This is a genomic window from Psychrobacter sp. I-STPA10, assembly GCF_021012795.1.
Lineage (GTDB): Bacteria > Pseudomonadota > Gammaproteobacteria > Pseudomonadales > Moraxellaceae > Psychrobacter.
Map to the genome: position 1 here is coordinate 1 of NZ_VFYU01000013.1, position 19,180 is coordinate 19,180.

General features: G+C 40.8%; 12 protein-coding genes. 5 read left to right on the forward strand and 7 right to left on the reverse strand.

Annotated features, from left to right (window positions below; all coding sequences use genetic code 11):
* Positions 1-178 precede the first annotated feature (178 nt).
* Both FHK89_RS05730 and cysM read right to left on the reverse strand, forming a co-directional pair.
* Positions 179-1,009, reverse strand: coding sequence for a 3'-5' exonuclease (locus tag FHK89_RS05730; RefSeq protein ID WP_230657825.1), 831 nt, complete (start codon positions 1,007-1,009; stop codon positions 179-181).
* Entirely contained in the window at positions 1,006-1,977 is a 972-nt protein-coding gene (cysM, locus tag FHK89_RS05735) for a cysteine synthase CysM (protein WP_230657826.1), read from the reverse strand. The genes FHK89_RS05730 and cysM overlap by 4 nt, the downstream gene beginning before the upstream one ends.
* 171 nt (positions 1,978-2,148) lie before the next feature.
* On the opposite strand from cysM, the gene FHK89_RS05740 reads away from it, so the two are divergent.
* From FHK89_RS05740 to FHK89_RS05755, 4 genes are all read left to right on the forward strand, one after another.
* Positions 2,149-5,814: an AAA family ATPase gene (locus FHK89_RS05740; protein WP_230657827.1), complete on the forward strand. Its 3,666-nt coding sequence runs from the start codon at positions 2,149-2,151 to the stop codon at positions 5,812-5,814.
* Positions 5,815-5,835: 21 nt separating this feature from the next.
* A complete protein-coding gene (locus FHK89_RS05745) occupies positions 5,836-9,255 on the forward strand; it encodes a response regulator (RefSeq protein WP_230657829.1) in 3,420 nt (1,139 codons plus the stop codon).
* 40 nt (positions 9,256-9,295) lie between these two features.
* Complete coding sequence (locus tag FHK89_RS05750) at positions 9,296-10,108, forward strand: crotonase/enoyl-CoA hydratase family protein (RefSeq protein WP_230657831.1); 813 nt, start codon at positions 9,296-9,298, stop codon at positions 10,106-10,108.
* A 487-nt stretch (positions 10,109-10,595) separates the two neighbouring features.
* Positions 10,596-11,801: a multidrug effflux MFS transporter gene (locus tag FHK89_RS05755; protein ID WP_230657890.1), complete on the forward strand. Its 1,206-nt coding sequence runs from the start codon at positions 10,596-10,598 to the stop codon at positions 11,799-11,801.
* Positions 11,802-11,821: 20 nt separating this feature from the next.
* On the opposite strand, the gene FHK89_RS05760 is transcribed toward FHK89_RS05755, so the two are convergent.
* From FHK89_RS05760 to FHK89_RS05780, 5 genes are all read right to left on the reverse strand, one after another.
* Positions 11,822-12,631, reverse strand: a complete 810-nt coding sequence (locus FHK89_RS05760; protein WP_230657833.1) for an SGNH/GDSL hydrolase family protein — start codon at positions 12,629-12,631, stop codon at positions 11,822-11,824.
* Positions 12,632-12,793: 162 nt separating this feature from the next.
* Complete coding sequence (locus FHK89_RS05765) at positions 12,794-14,191, reverse strand: nicotinate phosphoribosyltransferase (protein WP_230657835.1); 1,398 nt, start codon at positions 14,189-14,191, stop codon at positions 12,794-12,796.
* A gap of 132 nt (positions 14,192-14,323) precedes the next feature.
* Entirely contained in the window at positions 14,324-15,268 is a 945-nt protein-coding gene (locus FHK89_RS05770) for a metallophosphoesterase family protein (protein ID WP_230657837.1), read from the reverse strand.
* A gap of 49 nt (positions 15,269-15,317) precedes the next feature.
* A complete protein-coding gene (locus FHK89_RS05775; protein WP_230657839.1) occupies positions 15,318-16,346 on the reverse strand; it encodes a bifunctional nicotinamide-nucleotide adenylyltransferase/Nudix hydroxylase in 1,029 nt (342 codons plus the stop codon).
* A 250-nt stretch (positions 16,347-16,596) separates the two neighbouring features.
* Positions 16,597-17,529: an alpha/beta fold hydrolase gene (locus tag FHK89_RS05780; protein ID WP_230657841.1), complete on the reverse strand. Its 933-nt coding sequence runs from the start codon at positions 17,527-17,529 to the stop codon at positions 16,597-16,599.
* Between the two features lie 754 nt (positions 17,530-18,283).
* On the opposite strand from FHK89_RS05780, the gene nfuA reads away from it, so the two are divergent.
* The gene (gene nfuA, locus FHK89_RS05785) at positions 18,284-18,955 is read left to right on the forward strand and encodes a Fe-S biogenesis protein NfuA (RefSeq protein WP_230657844.1); all 672 of its coding nucleotides are present in this window, start codon (positions 18,284-18,286) and stop codon (positions 18,953-18,955) included.
* Positions 18,956-19,180: the final 225 nt, after the last annotated feature.

The window sequence follows — 19,180 nt, forward strand, 5'->3', positions numbered from 1 at the left end:
TTTAAAAAGTATGTCCCCTCCCTAACCCTTACCCTAAGAGGGAGGGAAATTTCTCCCTCCTGCTGGGAGGGAGCTAGGGGGAGGGAAAAACTATAAAATATTTAATTTTGAAGCATTATTAAAACTGTGTGTATGATAACCGAAAATAAGTAACTTTAAAGGAGAAATTTTGGCTAGGTTACATTTGCCAACTGTCCAAAAATCCTTGGTGAGTCAGTGAACCATCGCTATTGGTAATACTTTGCAAATAGTGCTGAGTTAACATTTGCCATTGGCTGTGACTGTCTAACGTTAGATTGCCTTGCAGCAATTGCCAGCGTAAATACAGTAGCCATGTGTTGATGACGTCACTTTCACAATAGGTGGTCAGCGTGTGCCAGTCTTGGTTTTGTACCAAGTCCACCACCATTGAGCCATCAATGTCTTGTTTGCCAGCCAGACCACAAAGACTTGCAATCACATCAAGCTGCTGACGAGTCGATGCGCCAAACATAGATAGCCTATCCATTAGGTCTATATGGCGGGTGTGATAGCGGTTAACATAGTTGTTATATTTATAGTCGTTATGAAATTTATCATTAAAAAAGGCAGGGGCAGTCAATTTGTGGTGCATGGCGCGGTATTGTATGACGGGAATGTCAAAGCCATTGCCATTCCAACTGACGATATTAGGCAGTTTTTCTACTTTTTTATCAGAGGCAAAAATATTAAAAAAGGTGTTGATAATCTCTGCTTCTTGATAGTCATTTAAGGCAAAAGATTTTAGGCGAAATCGTTGTTGTTTGCTATCAACCCATAGCATGGATAAGCAGGCAATTTTGTGTAATGGCAACCGCATAAAAGTAGTGTTTGCTTCTTGCTGGCGCATGGCAGTTAAGGCAGTGAGTGCATCTGTATCTGATAAGGCAGCAAGCTGAGGATATAAGCGTTTGCCTGTATCCAAATCAGGAATGGTTTCAATATCAAAGATTAAAATCTGTTCAGGCAGTGTCAAAAATGAATGGTTCATGCTTTGTCTTCCACGTTGTATAGCCCAGTGGATAGGTAGCGGTCACCACGGTCACAGACGATAAAGGCAATGACAGCATCGGCGTTTTGTTGTTGGATTTCTTGGGCAATTTGTAGCGCTGCCCATGCTGCTGCTCCTGAGGAGACGCCTGCAAGAATACCTTCGGTTTTGGCAAGTTTGCGCATATAGACTTCAGCGGTATGCTGGCTGATATCCATAATGCGGTCGACGACTTTGCTGTCAAAAATCTCGGGGCGATATTCTGGCGACCAGCGGCGAATCCCTGCAATTGAGGCATTTTCATCAGGTTGGAGACCGATAACTTGAATATCAGGGTTTTGCTCTTTGAGGTATTTTCCTGTGCCAGAGATAGTACCTGTCGTACCCATTGAACTAATAAAATGGGTGATTTTACCATCAGTTTGCTGCCACAGTTCAGGCCCTGTGGTGTGATAGTGCGCGTCGCTGTTATCAGGGTTAGAGAATTGGTTTAAGATGATGCCTCTTCCCGCATCTGCCAGTTGTTGTGCTTGGTCTCGAGCGGCTTCAATACCATCATCAACTTCAATAAGGGTTGCACCATAAGCTGCCATGGCGTCTTTACGTTCTTGGGTAGAGTTGGTGGGCATCAGCAGTATCATCTTATAACCACGCATCGCAGCAACCATAGCAAGGGCAATGCCTGTATTGCCACTGGTGGCTTCGATAAGAGTGTCACCAGGTTTGATGTCACCACGACTTTCAGCTTGAAATATCATGTTAAAAGCAGGGCGGTCTTTGACAGAGCTGGCAGGATTATTGCCTTCGAGCTTAGCAAGTAGCTGTATGTTATCACCAATGCCTTCGCTTTGTGGTAGCTGGTGTAGGGCAACGAGTGGGGTATTGCCCACGCAATCAGATAGAGTAGTGATACGGTTAATGTGCTCTGCTTGGTTAGATGTTTGCGCACTTGACTGAGCGTTTGACATGGTAATTCTCAACTTAATCAATAAAGATAAAATAATAAAAATTGAGCAGATTATAGCATTTTGTGGCTTCAATCGGGATAAGAGTTGGGTTTAGTTTTTATTCGTTATAAAATGATTTGCTGATGATGGGTATCTGGATATTGGTGTTAAATTATATGATTGAGAGCAAATATGGCAACATTAAAAGTAGGTAAAGGACTGTTTAAGTATAATATCGAAAAGGCGTTACAAGTTGCAAAATCAGGTGATACCATCGTCTTATCAGGTGGACAGTATCATATTGAAGAGGTTATATCTCAAGATATTACCATTATCGCAGAAGATCCGAATAATCCTGCAATGATTAGCGGAGTTTTGACGTTTGAAGAGGTGCGATGTGCTGTTAAGCACCTTCAGTTTGTGCAGGGCATAGTCATAGTAAAACAAAGTAGTCTGGACATTATCCAGTGTCAATTTATCGATATTGACAAAGGTAATCCAGTATATGCTGAGCCATGCAGCGATATTAGTATTAGTGACTGTGAGTTTAAAAATATTACTAAATATGCAGCAATAGCGATAATTGATTCCACACTAGAGATAAAAAATAGTCGGTTTATAGAAAGTATAAAAAGCAATGCAATTAGTATCAGTAAGAATAGTCATATACAAGTAAAAAACTGCCAGTTTTGTATTCAAGACTATTATGTAGCTATTTATTTACATCCAGAAACTCAAGCAGATATTATTGGTAGTGTGTTTCAAGGCGGCAAGTCGTTTGTTTATAGTAGCCAAGCAACTGCAACATTGACAAAATGCCAGTTTATCGATATTGATAAGGACTCTCCAGTACGTGCTGAGAAATCAAGTCATATCAGTATTGATGACTGTGAGTTTAAAAATATTCCCAACCATTCAGCAATATTGCTAAGCAATTCAAAATTAGAGATAAAAAACAGTCAATTTGTAGAAAGTATACAAAGAAATGCGATTTTGGTATCCAGAAATAGCCAACTACAAGTAGAAAACTGTCAGTTTCAGACCCCAACTACTCCAGCTATTGGTTTAAATTCAGGTAGTCAAGCTAATATTGTCAATAGTCGTTTTCAAGGGGGCTATTCGTCGATTAAGAGTTTACAAGCAAAACTGTCACTGGTTGGGTGTCAGTTTGATGGGATTGAATTATCTAATTCAGTGTATGCTGAGAACATGAGCGATATAATGATCAAAGACTGTATCTTTGAAAATATTGTTAAATTCCCAGCAATATGGTTAAAAGAGACAAAGTTAGATATAAAAAATAGTCAGTTTTTACAGCTTAGTACCAATGCCATTAATATATATGAGCAAAGTGATATCCAAGTAAGCGATTGTGAATTTCAAATACTCAATCATCCTGCGATTTATTTGCACCCAACGACACAGGCAAATATTGTTGATAGTGTGTTTAAAGGGGGCAATTCAAATGTATGTAGTACACAAGCGACCGTGACTTTATCAGGTTGTCAGTTTGTAGATATTGATAAATATAACCCAGTGTATGCAGAGCAAAAAAGTGTGGTCAATATTGATGAATGTTTATTTAAAGCCATCAAAAATTTTCCAGTGCTATGGTTAAGTGACTCAAAATTGATAATAGGTGATAGCCAGTTTTTAGGAATAAAAAACGGCAATGGTATTAATGCATTTGAAAAAAGCCATATAGATATGGTGCGTTGTGAGTTTCAGACTGAAGATTATCCTGCTGTTGCCTTACAAACCGATAGTTATGCTGATATTACTGACAGTACATTTAAAGGTGACTTTAGTACGATTTATCTTGATAAAGGAAAGGCTTTAATAGAATACTGTCGCTTTATAGATATTACCAATCATCATCCTGTGTATACGAAACAAGACAGTCACATTAAATTGACTGAGTGTGTATTTAAAAATAATATCAACTATTGGTTAATACATGCCAATGAGAACAGTCATATTCAGGCAACAAGTTGTAGTTTTAACAATCATGATTATGTGGCAAAGTCAGAAGATTTAGCAAGAATAGAGATTATTGGTAGTCCACTAAAGTCCTATCAATATGATGGCAATGTGTCATTATCGCTTCAAAGTGACAGTGAAAAAGAGCAGCAATTACAAGATATAAGCTCTTCTCAGTTAGGTGATGAAATTGTTGCTGAGGTAAGCAATAAAACAGGTGTTGAAACTATCAATGAACATGCTGCTTTGCAACAAAGCTTACAAGCACTTAATGATCTGATTGGTTTGCAATGTGTGAAAGAGGAAATAAAAAAGATTATTGCCTTTGTCAATTTTCAAGAAATGAGAAAAAAGCAAGGGTTTGAGGTAGCAACCACCAGCTTACATTTGGTATTTACTGGCAATCCTGGGACGGGGAAAACCACGGTTGCTCGTATTATAGGGCGCATATTTTATGCGCTGGGCGTGTTGCAGTCAGATACTGTGGTAGAGGTAGATAGAGCCGACTTGGTAGGAGAATATATTGGACATACTGCTCCCAAAACATTAGCAAAAATCAACGAAGCGATGGGCGGAGTGCTATTTATTGATGAAGCATATACCTTGGCAAAAGGTGGCAATGACTTTGGGCAAGAAGCGATTGATACCCTACTCAAACAAATGGAAGATAATCGCGATAAATTTGTGGTGATTGTCGCAGGCTATACCAAGCCGATGCAAAAATTTATCGACTCAAACCCCGGCTTGGCTTCTCGTTTTACACGCATGATTGAATTTGAGGATTATAATGCTGAGGAGTTGCTACAAATATTTGAGCAAATCCGTGAGCAAGAATGTCTGGATATTTCAGAACAAGGGCGTCTAAAAGTCAAAGAGGTGGTTGATGCCATGTATCAAAGCCGTGATGAAAATTTTGGTAATGCACGGCAAATCCGTACCTTGTTTAGCAAGATTTATGAAGCATTAAGCTTACGTGTGTTTCAGCAAAATATTATGAGTGGCTATCAGATAGAAGCAAAAGATGTCATGGCTGGTATAGAAGATATGGATATTATACTAGATGACAAAGAGGCACAAAGGCAGACCATGCTTGATGAGGGCATGCAAGAGTTGTCAGCATTGATTGGATTGGAAAATGTGAAATATGAAATCCATAAATTGACCAATTTTATTCAGACGCAAAAACGTCGCAAACAAGCCAATCTACCCGCACTACCCATCAGTTTGCATTTGGTATTTACAGGTAATCCAGGTACGGGGAAGACCACGGTCGCTCGTATTATGGGTAAGATTTATTATGGGTTGGGACTGTTAAACTCTGTTCAGGTAGTAGAAACGGATAGAGCTGATTTGGTGGCAGAGTATGTGGGGCAGACAGCCCCCAAAACTTTGGCAAAAATCAAAGAAGCGATGGGCGGTGTGCTGTTTATTGATGAAGCGTATTCATTGGTTAAAGAGGGTAATGACTTTGGGCAAGAGGCGATTGATACACTATTAAAACAGATGGAAGACCATCGTGAGAGCTTGGCAGTGATTGTGGCTGGTTATACACAGCCGATGCAACGTTTTCTCCAGTCAAACCCAGGACTTAGCTCACGCTTTACACGGACAGTAGATTTTGAGGATTACCAGCCAAAAGATTTATTGCAAATTTTTGCGCTTTTTAGTGAAAAAGGGTTGTATCGATTAAGTGAAGCTGCCCGCCAAAAAGTATTGAATCATTTTACCCAAGCATATCAAAATCGTGATGCACACTTTGGTAATGGTCGATTTGTACGCACCGTCTTTGAGCAAATCATTGAAAATCACTCCATGCGTATGATGAGTGACCCTACCGCTGATTTACAACTGATTGAAGCAGCAGATATTCCTAATTAGTGTCAACCAACTGGATAAATAATGGCATATAAAAAACGCTTTGATTTTAGTAGTGCTTATGGGCAATTGATATTGCTGGTATTCTTTCCCATCTGTGTGTTAGCAGGCGTTGGTGCTGTGCTGGTGTTTTCTGAAACCAATACTGCCGTGCGCTCAGAGCAGCGAGCATTGGCGGAGGCAGCATTGGTGCGTTATGAGCCAGTGGTACAACAAATGATGCCGTTATTATTGAATGAGCTAAGTCAAGATGAAGAAAGCGAGGCAGAACAAGATAGCCTACAAGAGTCTGCTATAGATTTGGCTAATCATGTTGAGAAGATGACAACGGCAGATTCTTCAATAAATGCGTCAGCGATACTTGATGAATCGTCTGTTTTAGATGATAAGCAAGAAAATTATAGTCGCTTTCAAAGAATTTTGACCAGTATAAACAATGAAAATCATCTGCAACGTATAGCGGTTATTGATGAGACAGGACGAGTGTTGATTACTGCTGGTCATAAAGAGGACAAACCTTGGGGTAAATTCTCACCACAACAAGATTTGATTGAAAATCTACAAACTACGACAGGTACGGCATACGGCAGCCTTTTGGGTGAATATGGTCAGGGTAGTGGTCGACACAAATATTGGTTATTTGTTGATATGGATGATGAGCCACTGCACATTGCACGCTATCGAATTTTATTGGCATTGGTGGTCACGGGGCTATTTACCATCTTGATATTGCTACTGAGCTTAAATATTTATGCCAAACGCTGGATTACCCCCATTTATGAGATGCGCTTGTATTTGCAGCGGACGAATACTGATAATTTATATCAACCTTTAGATGCAGAATCGAGTGGTGAGCTGAATCAATTACAACAAGATTTGGTAAAAGCGCTACGGCGTATTCATTCTAGTTTTCAAGAGCTAAAAAATCATGCTGAGCAAACCGAAGATGATTTGCGGGTTGCCTTTGATGAGATGGAGATGCAAAACATCTCTATTCGTAATGCCCGTGATGCAGCGGTTTCTACCAGTCAAGCAAAATCTGCCTTTTTGGCAAATATTAGCCATGAGCTGCGTACCCCACTCAATAGTATTGATGGCTTTATTAATCTATTGGCACGTCATGGTAAGCTGACCGCTGAGCAGGATTTATATGTGCAAACCATTCGTAAATCATCGGCTCATTTATTGGCATTGGTCAACGATGTGTTGGATTTTTCCAAAATTGAAGCAGGCAAGCTGGTGCTCGATAGGCATGAGTTTAGTTTGTACGATGCCATATATGAAGTCATGGACATGCTGTCACCTTTGGCTGCGGAGAAGGGACTGCGTATGGCAGTGATGTTTTATGATGATGTCCCCAAACAAATCGTTGGTGATGCGTTGCGAGTCAAGCAGATATTAACAAACTTGGTGAGTAATGCGATTAAATTTACCGATATGGGTGAGGTTGTGGTTCGAGTCAGTCTTGATGAAGGTGTCCATGAGACAGCAGCCAGCAGACTTATTATGAATCAATCTGATGTGAATCAGTCAAAGCCAGCCACAGAGTCAAAAGACCAACAGGTGGATAATAGCAGCAGTGCAAATGATGCTAACAATACAAATCATGCTAATGGTGCTAACAATGCTAACAAGGTTAATAGTACAGATAATGCCAATACTGTAGCGAATATTCATCATGCCGCTAGCAGTATTGATAATCGAATTTTAATTGCCATACAAGATTCAGGGCGTGGTATCTCAGAGACCGCACAAAAACAGTTATTTCGTAGCTTTAGTCAAGGTGACCCCTCGATTACTCGCCAGTACGGTGGTACAGGCTTGGGACTGGTGATTTCCAAGCAGTTGACCCGATTGATGGGTGGCAATATTGGTTTTTATGATAATGAGCGTGCCCAGTTAAGCCAAGATATTACAGGTAGTGTGGCTGGTAATGTGCAAGGGTTAAAGCGTCCCCAAAAAGGCTCTACTTTTTGGTTTACCATGCCAGCCAATGTCGATGTGATTGAGATGATGGAGCAAGAATCACAAGCGACCATCTTGCCACAACTGCGTCCATTGAGTGATAGTCTTGATGCACCATTGCAACTATTGGTCTGGATAGACCATGTTGCAAGTCAGCAAGTACTCAAAGCCAGTTTGCGTCCTTTGCCCATTGAGATGACCCAAGCCAGCTCGCTTGCCAGCGCTCTTGAGTGGCTCAAAGAGAAAAATAACGCATGGGATTGGGTGATTGTCGATGGGGGAGATACCGAGGCACAAGAGGACATGGCGGCTTTATTAAAACAAATCAGATTGCATTATCAAGGTAAGCTTGCCATATTTGGCTATCAGGTGGCATTAGACAATACGTTACTAGGACGCTATAAAGCAAAATCTTTATATCAACCATTAAACAAACGTCAATTATATGCGCTACTAGATACTAGAAAGCGTTCGCAAGTGGCACCAATAGATACACCCCGCTGGCAGGGTGTGAAGGTGTTGGCTGTCGATGACCATTTGCCTAATTTATTGGTACTTGATGCATTGTTATCTGAGCTGGGGATTGAGGTGATTACTGCCAATAGTGGTTATGATGCCATTGAAATTATGAGTAAGCAGCAAGCGCGACAGCAAAAGCAGTCTGGTGAAAAATCTGCTGCCGATAGTAGTAAGGATAATATAGACTTAATATTTATGGATATCCAGATGCCAAGGCTATCAGGGCATGAAGCAGCCCAGCAAATTCGTAAAATTGAAAGCTCAGGTAAGAAAACTCCCATCATTGCTTTAACTGCACATGGTCTATCAGATGAGCGTGATAATTTGATGGCAGCGGGGATTAATGACTATGTTGGTAAGCCGATTAGCCAACCGCAACTATTACAGATTTTACAAAAATGGTTGGGTGGTCATGCTGCCAATCAAGGGCAAGTAATAAATGGTCATTGCCTGTCTGTCATCGATTCAAATCAGACAGATAACAACCAAACTTATAATATAACAGAACAAAGCAATATCAATGCTGCTGAGCAAACACAAGACAAAAATAGCTTAGCGATATTTGATTGGCAAGATGCCATGACCCGCTCTGCCAATAAACCAGAATTGGCAGCAAAACTGGCATTAATGATGATAGATTCAGTAGAAGAAGAGCTAGAAGCATTACAAGCTGCATGGGAGATGCGTGACCGAGCAGAGTTGGCGCAAATTGCTCATCGCATCTTGGGGGCGTGTCGTTATACAGGAGTGCCGCAGCTACGCCAAGCCAGCCAAGACTTTGAAGATAAATGCCTGTTAAATATACAGCATACCACTCCAGCGCAATTTGCCATGTTGCAGCCGAAATATGATGTGCTACTAGAAGCATTACATAACTTGCAAGTCTTGGATAAGTCTCAATACCCTGAACTGAATTATGATAAGCTGAGCGAAAATGACATGACTTGGAAAATGATATAGCCATCATGATATATATAAAATCGTGTATATAAGGAACATTATGGAATCCCTGACTTCGCAATCGTATCAAACATTAGCAGTAGAGATGAGTGGTCATATTTTACATCTCACTTTGCAGCGTCCTGAGAAAAAAAATGCCATGAGCTTTGTTATGGTTGATGAGCTAATAAGCATTGCAAAACAAGTGGGCAAGCAGCGTGATATACGTGCGGTGATTATAAAAGGGGCAGAGCAGACGTTTTGTACAGGATTGGACTTAGGAGACTTGAATAACCCCAAAAATCAGTTATACGCCGCTTGGGAGCTTGCCAAGCCTTGGCAGAGTCATTTTCAAAAAGTGTGTTTGATTTGGCGTGATGTGCCAGTACCTGTTATCTGTGTGTTGCAAGGGCATTGTTTAGGAGCAGGGCTACAGTTAGCATTGGGTACAGATATTCGTATTAGCACTGCCGATTGCAAATTTGCAGTGATGGAAGCCAAGTGGGGCTTAGTAGCTGATATGGGACTGACGCAAGCAGCATTGGGTGTAGTAAATGCTGATGTGCTCAAAGAGCTTGCGATGAGTGCACGTATGATAGAGGGGCAGGAAGCGCATCAGCTAGGATTGGTGACCCATGTAAGTGATGAGCCATTGGCGTATGCAACGCAGTTAGCAGAGGAGCTCTCTAGCCGCTCACCCGATGCGGTATTGGCAAGTAAGCGTATGATTAATCAGATGTATGCTCAGTCAGCATTAACCTTATATCAAGAAAAATTTTGGCAGCTTAAGCTGATGTTGGGGTATAATCGTAAGTTGGCGCTTAAAAAAGCGCGTGATGCGGCGACCAAATTTCGCAAGCGTCAGTTTAATTAAGTCGAACTAGACTTAACTAGAATGGGCGTCATCGCCCAAATTCATTTCCTCTTTTGTATAAGATAATTGGTAAATGATATTTTTCTGACTTGTTAGTGTCATCATTTTTTTATATTTTTAATTTTTTATATCTTTTGCAAGCACTGCCAATAGGTAGTGCTTGTTTCGTTCATTCAACTATAGTCAAAGAACTACTAAACGGCTACGGTGTTGCCCTTGTTTGCTGTACGACGCTACTATCTGCACTTGGTCGCCTTGTATCTGTTTTAATCTTCTTCGACTATTATAATACCTAGTCTAAAAATTTTAAGCTTTGTCAGTGATATTTAGTGGTTTAGAGAATCTGTTTTATGACACCTTGCTAAGTTATTATTTTTAGAGTTGGTATAAGAGTTGATAAGTGTCTGTTTTGGTGCTTTTTATGTCTGTAGATAATTTAGATAAAACAACACAAACGCCTCAAGATTCGATAGTGGATTCTGACACCATGCCACCAAAATTTCCAGTGGTATGGGTGATGATGCTTGGGTTAATTATCGCCATTGGTCCTTTGTCGATAGATATGTATTTACCTGCCTTGCCTGCGATGGCAAAAGATTTTGGCGTAACCACTGCTGTTATTTCCAATTCAGTACCTGCCTATTTTGTTGGTCTGGTTGTAGGTCAGTTATTTTATGGACCATTAAGTGACCGAGTAGGACGGGTCAAGCCGTTGTATTTTGGCATGGCTGTCTATGTTATAGCCTCTATCTTGTGTGCCACAACCAATAGTGAATATGTTTTATTTGCAGGGCGTACTTTGCAGGCATTGGGTGCCTGTGTGGGGGCAGTGGTCACACGAGCAGCGATACGTGATACCTTGCCGCCGAAACAAACAGCCAAGGCATTTTCCATTATGATATTAGTGATGGGGATAGCTCCCATTCTTGCTCCTTCATTGGGGGCTGTGCTATTACAATTTTTTGATTGGCATGCCATTTTTTGGTTTTTGGCAGGATTTGGGGTGCTTAACTTGCTTTTGACCAAATTCTTTTTTTCTGAGACCCTCAAACCCGAAGATCGTAACTATCGTCCCATGTCAACCGTGCTGAGCCAATATTATGACTTGCTAAAAGATCCTACCTTTGGCTATCCTGCCATTGGTGCAGGTTTGCTGATGGGGGCAATGTTTGTTTATATCAGTGCCGCCTCAGAGCTATTGATGGACGGCTATGGGCTAAGTGAGGGGCAATTTAGCATTATTTTTGGTATGAATGCGGCAGGGTTTATTGGTTTAACTCAGGTGAATCAATGGCTGACCAATCGCTTTCGCTTAGTCAGCTTATTGCGCTTTGGTGCGGTGGTACAAATGTTTGCATCAGCCATGTTGTTTTTATTAGGCGTAATATATGGGGCTTCTGCTTGGCTACCCTTAGTACTGGTATGTATTTTCTTTTGTATTGCAGGGCTTGGTTTAACTCAGCCAAATGCTGCCGCCATTGCCTTAGCTTTTCAAAAGCACCGTGCAGGTATGGCAAGTGCGCTACAAGGCTCGATGATGTTTGCGGTGGGTATCTTTGGAGGGCTATTACTGAATTTATTCCCTGCCAATCCTGTCTTTAAATTAGGACTCACCATGTTTATCTTGATGAGCTTGGGTACGTTTTTAGTATTTCGTATCAATCGTAATTTAAACCTAGATAGTGCTGCATAATTGTTGTTGATGATATGTGGTTAGTGTTGATATAGCATATTATTAATATGCTGTGCCAATTGCTGTCCCCATTGCGTGTAGGTGACGCCGCTAGGGTGAAAGCCATCTTTGGCAAACCATTTTGTTGTGTCCTTATCATTAATAAACTCATCAAGGTTAAAGTTAAAATAATTCACCGCAGACGATTGTTGACATACTCTTTGTAATAACATATCAAGTCGAGCCGCTTTTGCAGCAATAAATTGATTTAGCGGTGCAGGTAGGGCAGGCATTTGTGCCATGGGTGGTAGGCTACAAAATATGATTTGTTTGGCTTTAAATTTACGCTGGGCAATGGTAATGATTTGCTGTAGCTGAGTTTGCCAAAGCGTTGTCGAGACATTTTTGGTGGCATCATTAACACCCACCACAATCACCATAATGTCTATCGCTGTGGTTGGTAATGGCAGAACATAAAGCCTATGCAAAATATCAAAACTGGTGTGTCCTGTGGTGGCATACAGTGACCAGTGAATGTGGCTAAACTGTGCCGATAGAGGTTGTTTTTGTAAGGCGGTCAGTAGCTGTCCCATCAGTGCCTCTTTTTGTGAATCTACGCCCACACCCGCAGCCGATGAGTCACCGATAATCATCAAATTTAATTTGTCTTTTTGCTTTGATTCGGTTTGCTTTGATTCAGTTTGTTTTGAGTCGGTCTCTGTCAATGATGAAGACAATGCAGTGCTGCCATGACGCTCACCCTCAGCTTCGGGTAGGCGAACCACGCTGCGTTGTAGTTTTTTACCTTGATAAAGGTAGATGGGAACTAAAGCGATATCTTTTAGTTGCATAGAAACATTCTCTTAAATCTAAAATCTCTTAAATCTAAAAAATGGCTTTCATCATAACCAATGAAAGCCATTTCTAAAACACATAATTTATAAGCAGTAGTCACTGGATAATGGTGATATTTAGTAGATCACTACCTTAAATAAAACTACAATCAAAACTACCTACCAACCTGTCCGCTGACGAATGGTGGTTAATGACTCATCAACCAATAATTTACCATCAACAAACACATCTTGTAGCAGGTTGTTATCCTCACTACCAAGTGTATTTTCTTTGATGGTCTTTGTATTGCCATTCTCATCTTTGATAAGTGCCAAACGTCCTTTTTTCGAGCGTTTTGAGCGACTGGTAATAGGGTCTTTAAAGATATCTTTCCATTCACCATTGATTTGCACCGCACTGGCTTTCATTGCCCAGCTCATGGTATCACGAGTCACTTGCTGTAGTAGTCCACCACCCATTCCAAAGGTGACATTATCGGCACTAAAGCCTGCTTGCATAATGGTATCTAAAATTTTACCAAGGCTTTGAGGATTGATGCCGTCCCCTTGAATCAGACGCACATAATCGGGCAATACTTTATAGCCTTTGCTGTTAGTGGCCGTACCAAATTTGACTGCCAAACGCTCTAAAGCCTCACGCACCACTTTGGCAGGGTCGCCACTGTCAGGACGTATCACCAAGGTGCCGCCCATATTTTTGACTTCTTCTTTGAGCGTCTCACCCCAAATGTGGTCGATGGCATTCCATAAATCATAACTGTCTGATACCACAGCGACAATTTTGCCTTCACCACCAAACTGCTCCAGCATATTGGCGAAAGCTTGCTCTTCATGCTCTCGTCCCCATGCGGTCATGGTGCTGTGTTCAGCAGCAGGGATTGAAAAGGCAGGCATCTCATCATTCATGCCATACCAACGACTAGCAGCGACCAATGCGGTCATGCTGTCTGTACCAGAAAAATTAACCAAATGCGCCAAACTGCCTAAAGCTACCGTTTCCATGCTAGACGCACCACGCGCCCCAAAGTCATGCAGCTTAAAGGGCAAACCTGCTGTATTATCCGCTGATTTTTCTAGCGCATTTTTGATGATATTTTTGCAGTAATAAGACAAACTTGCCACCGTTGAGGGATACCAAATCGCTCGTAATAATGAGGTCTCTAGATAGCTTGGCAGCCAATAAAACTCAGGGTCAGTATTAACCACCTGACACACCACATTGGATACAGGCACAATGCTGCCTTCGGGGACAGCTTGAATACGCAGAGGTAGATAACCGCCATGTTTACTGACTAACAGCTCCCAACCTGAGCGATTAAAGGGTAAACCATGCGCAGTGATGATTTGTTCTGCTTCATCAATATGGGCAGTGGTGATGGGGGCTTGTAAGTATTCTTTAATATAGGCTTGCAGACCAAAAAACAGCACATCGTAGTCACCTTTGCGGGCTTCAACATAGCTGGACATATATTCGCTATCAGGCGGATATTGCAGCCAGTGTGATGCTTTGTAGCTGTCAGCATTTAAAATTAGGTTGTTAAAATTACTGGTGAACATAACAGAACTCCTCTGTTTGATAATGTTACCTCTATCTTGCCATGCAAGCTTACAAGCGTAGGGTAACGAAAGACCCTTGCCGTCTATCGGCTTGGGGAAAACTAATAATAAAAACTAAAAATAGTAAAGCGATTATAAATAATGCCATGTATTTTTCATAAAGCCAATCATATCATTTAATGGCACAGGGGTGAGCATTAATTTATCGGCTGATTTTTCTAAAATCAGCATACAGCCAGCTTCCAATTTGCCATGACTATTAAACTCAAGCTCTCTGACTTTGACTGATTGGGTAATGCCATTGTCATCGAGCGTTTGTGAAAATGGCTCACCTGTATGCCCATAAAAATGATAAGCAAAAGCCACGTGATTGAGTAGCTCTTTGATTTCTGCTGAGCCATAACCACGATGACTGTCTGAGCTTTTATCATGAGTAACAAGTACATCAAATTCTTGGGCATTTTTTGCTAATTTTTTTAATGCTTGGCGTTCATAATCTTGAATATACTGTGGGTGGGTGCGTCCTTTTCTATCACCAATGCGCCCCACACCAACCATTGTTAGGCTATCATTGTCTGTATGTTGCTTTGTATTATGCGTGTCTTTTTTGTGTTGAGGTTTTAATCCAGCAAAGTTTTTCGACTCTTTTGGTGTATTGGCTTTGCTTTGAATGACAATGGGTATGGCAGTGCGACACACCCATACTCGATTGTAAGCATCAATCGGATAGGCAGGCTGCTTTAAAAAGCTTGCATCTTCCTCTAATTTATCCAAAAATTCATGGTCTTCATGATTGCCACGCACACACAGCATATCGACATTTAGTTCATCTAAAAACTGCGCAATCTCAGTATGAACATAAGCAAAGCCATCAATAAATCCTAGTTCATCTCGGTCATTTTGAGCATGGCGAAGGGTGGCTTTATCCATACGAGATTTATCAGGAAAAGCCCCCATATCGCCACATTGCAAAATCAAATCAATGGATTTGCCTGTGGTTTTTTGATAATGCGCAACCAACTTAAATGGCAATAAAAACTTACCATGAATGTCAGCAAAAATAGCAACTCTTAACAAACTTGCCCTCTCCAAACTATCAAGAATTTTCTAAAAAGCTTTTAAAAAACTACAAACCCACCATTTTGCAAATAATAGCGTAGTGGTCTTCAAATATTTGCTTAGGGTCAAGCTCCGCAAGCGGTAGCCAAAATGCTTGCGCTGCATCATCGCCGCCTTTGACTTTAGGCAGACCACTGGCATCACTTTTTAGCTGAAAATAAAACGCTTGGGTGATGGTGCGCCCACGAGCAGAGCGGTACGGGTCATCAAAAGTATGCTGACTGTGACGTGAGCCACGTAGCACAGGCTCGGGTACTTTTAAGCGGGTCTCCTCACGTAGCTCACGAATACACGCATCTAGCAAAGTTTCTTTTTGATTGACAAAGCCACCCGGTAATGCCCACAGTCCACGCCCTGGCATACTACGCCGCTCTACCAATAAGATATGTCCTGATTGTACCACCACCGCATCGGCAGTCATAAAGGTAGGTGGATAGGGGGTGTCTTCCCATTGTTTTTTGTATTTATCAACAAACCATGCTTCTTCTTGCAGTTGATTGTATTCCTCGGTTTTTTTAAATGTATCTAGCACCTTGCGAGTAGAATCAGGAGTACGCTCAGGTGTTGGTGTTGCACCCATCAGATAGCCTTCACGAATCGGAGTGGCAGATAGGTTTTTATAATTGGGTACAGAGATTGCCGCCCAGTTAGGGAACAATGATAGGTAATAAGAAGAGCTGTCTTTAGAATGTCCGATAAGACCAATATCGGAAGTCAAATCCCCAGTGACAGATTTTACTGCTGCCTGCACATATTGTAGCCAGCGAGTATCATTATATAAGGCATCATCGAGTCCCACACAGTGAATACGTGCGGCTTCATCATCTGAATATGCCCCTTTAATCATTTGTGAGCGTTCTACTACGCTAAACGGATTACGCAGGCTACGGGGCAGATTTGCTGAACCAATCAGCATGATGACATTATCAGCACGTTGTAACGCCTCATCAACCACGGCTTTATGCCCAAGATGAAATGGCTGAAAGCGACCAATAAAGACGAGATATTTAAAATGACGTTCAGATGAAGCACTCATAAACGCAAACTCCTTGCAGTAAAACTTTTGTTGTAATCGGCAATATTAATTAGCATTGGCAATAATCAAGCCATCTATCATAGCACCATACTGACATAAGTGAGGATATTTTCACAAGTTAAGCAAGCTTATTGACGGCTTTATCAATTGATGATGCGTAAAAATGAGGCTGGTAAATTATATTGGCAAGTTATATTGATTTGATTATTTTGTTTTGATTGCCTATATCCATATCTTATTGTTCCCTGAGTTACTGGTTGTGTTTTTCAATCCATGCCAGCACCGTTGGCCAAACCTCCTTGGCAGCGTTACGACTCATTAATATTCGGCTGTGGGAGTAATTATCCAAATCTCCATTATCTATCCCAAATTCACGAAACTGATTATTAAGATTTTGATAGTCGTTTAGATACAGTAAGCAACCACTGGGTGGTGCGACAAAGTCATCGCCTGTGGCGGCAATAGCATAAATAGGCATCGTCATCTGCTGCATGTGCTGACGATAATTAAATTTGCCATCGGTACTATGAAAGTTTCTGCCTAAGTTCCAATTAAACCATTGTTTCATGGTGTAGTAGCTTTCATTAATTGGCCCTAATTTCATTTTAATGGCAGGTAGATAACCAAGCGTTAAGGTCATGGTTTTGCTTAGTAATACTTTGGTAAATGCTTTTGGGGTAGTGGCTGCGCCATACGCCTGACAAGCAAATAAGCTGATGCTTTTGACTTTATTAATGTAGACTTTGTTTTGTAGCAAAAACATCGTGAGGCACATACCACCACCGCTATGAGTCACACAGTGAATGGCTGGCAGGTTAAGCTCATTAAATAAATAGTCAAAAGTTGCTGCGACATCATTTAATGCAATGGTTTCAAGGTTAAACTCTTTTTTAGGTTTTGGGCTATTGCCATGTCCACGCCATTCCATAATATAGCAGTGATAACCATGCTCGGCTAAATAGTGGGCAATACCTAAATGGATACGTTTATCTGAAAATGCACCATGTAGCAACAGTATGTTTTTGCTTGCGTTTTGAGTGGTGCTGATATTATGAATGTTAGCCGCAGAAGCATTGTTTATATCCTCACTGACTTTATCTTTATTGTTGGTATCAGCGACTTTCCACACAGCCACTTGCTCAATATCTGGCGTGGTTACTAAAGTTAAACTCTCAGTAATCATAAAAACGCTCCCTTTTTATAACCTTTTTTATAACCTTGCATAAGGTTATGGTTTTATCTTCCTTGATATATAGTCGACTTAATACAAAACTGGCACAAAGTCAAACTCGCTCGCAGTACCTGCTTTTATAAAAACAGTTACACCTTCGCTCGTTTTCCTTGTAAAAGTATTATCTTGACTTGACTATATCTACCTATGTATTGATTTTTAACATACTTAGATACACAAAAAATAGCTGATAGTTAGAACCTGTATTCACAACCCATAATGGTGGCTTTTTGCCTAAAATAGACGTACTACGGCGTTAAATTTTGGGTTAAATAGAGTGACTATTCGCCCCAAAATTTGCCTTGTATTACACAATTTTAGTTTAAAATTCCCCTGATTTTGGATTATGAATACAGGTTCTTAAAATACGCCATAGCAATCGCTGCTACTATAAAAATCTAATGCCTAGTGGGTCACTTTTTAGGTTTATAGTGATAAAAACGTAAGTTTGAGCATTAACAATAATCATTAGCTGGCACTATGGCTTGAAAACATGGCGCGTTTCTTGGGTTTATCAGACTTATCTGAAGATAAGTGCTATTGTTTGCGCTCATTTTTTCTCGGTGTTATTAATCTTCATAAGTAGTATTCCCTTGATTATTTTGCAATCAACGCCATAATGAAACTGTATATTTGTCATATTTGCCATTCTCGGCAATTTTGTTGACAATTCTTATTTTTAATTTTCAATACATGAGGTCAACTTATGACTGATAGCCATACAGACACAGCCAATGCAGAGCAAACGTCAGCATTAGACATCGAGCAAACTGAGATTAAAAGTAACATCACCATTACTGAGTCAGCACAAGAGTATTTGACTGAGCTTTTGGCAAAACAAGAAACAGATGGTATTGGGGTACGTATTTTTGTCGAGCACCCAGGTACGCCACGAGCAGAGTGCTGTATGGCTTATAATCAGCCAGGTGAAGAAGATGAGGCTGATTTGCAGCTACATTATGAAAACTTTACTGCTTTTATTGATGCGGTCTCCGTGCCTTATCTTGAAGATGCCGTGATTGACTATAACAAAGACCGTTTTGGGGGGCAGTTAACTTTCCGTGCGCCTAACTCAAAAATCCCTAAAGTGGGAGAAGATGCCAGTGTTGAAGAGCGCATCAATTATGTGTTGCAGTCAGATATTAATCCCAACTTAGCCTCACATGGCGGTAATGTGCAACTGGTCGAATTGCTAGATGAAGAGGGCGTAGGATTGACGGCTGTATTAAAATTTGGTGGTGGTTGTCAAGGTTGTTCGGCAGTGGATATGACCCTACGCCAAGGGGTAGAAGTACAGCTTAAACAGCAAGTTCCCGAGCTGATGCAAGTGGTCGATGAGACTGACCACACCCGTACTGAAAATGCCTATTACCAATAAGGCTGACAATAAGGCTAAGTCTTATCACCCTCTGCTTATATTAAAATATAATAACTAACGTAAATAAAATTTATTTTATTCATAAACAAGCTAAGTTATGATAACCAGATTACTATAAATCAGTGTGTTAGCAATATACCCTGAAAATAGTAATCTGGTTTTTTTATGTATATCAAGCAAAAATAGAATGAAAATAGTTTTTTCACAGATGAATAAGGACAATCT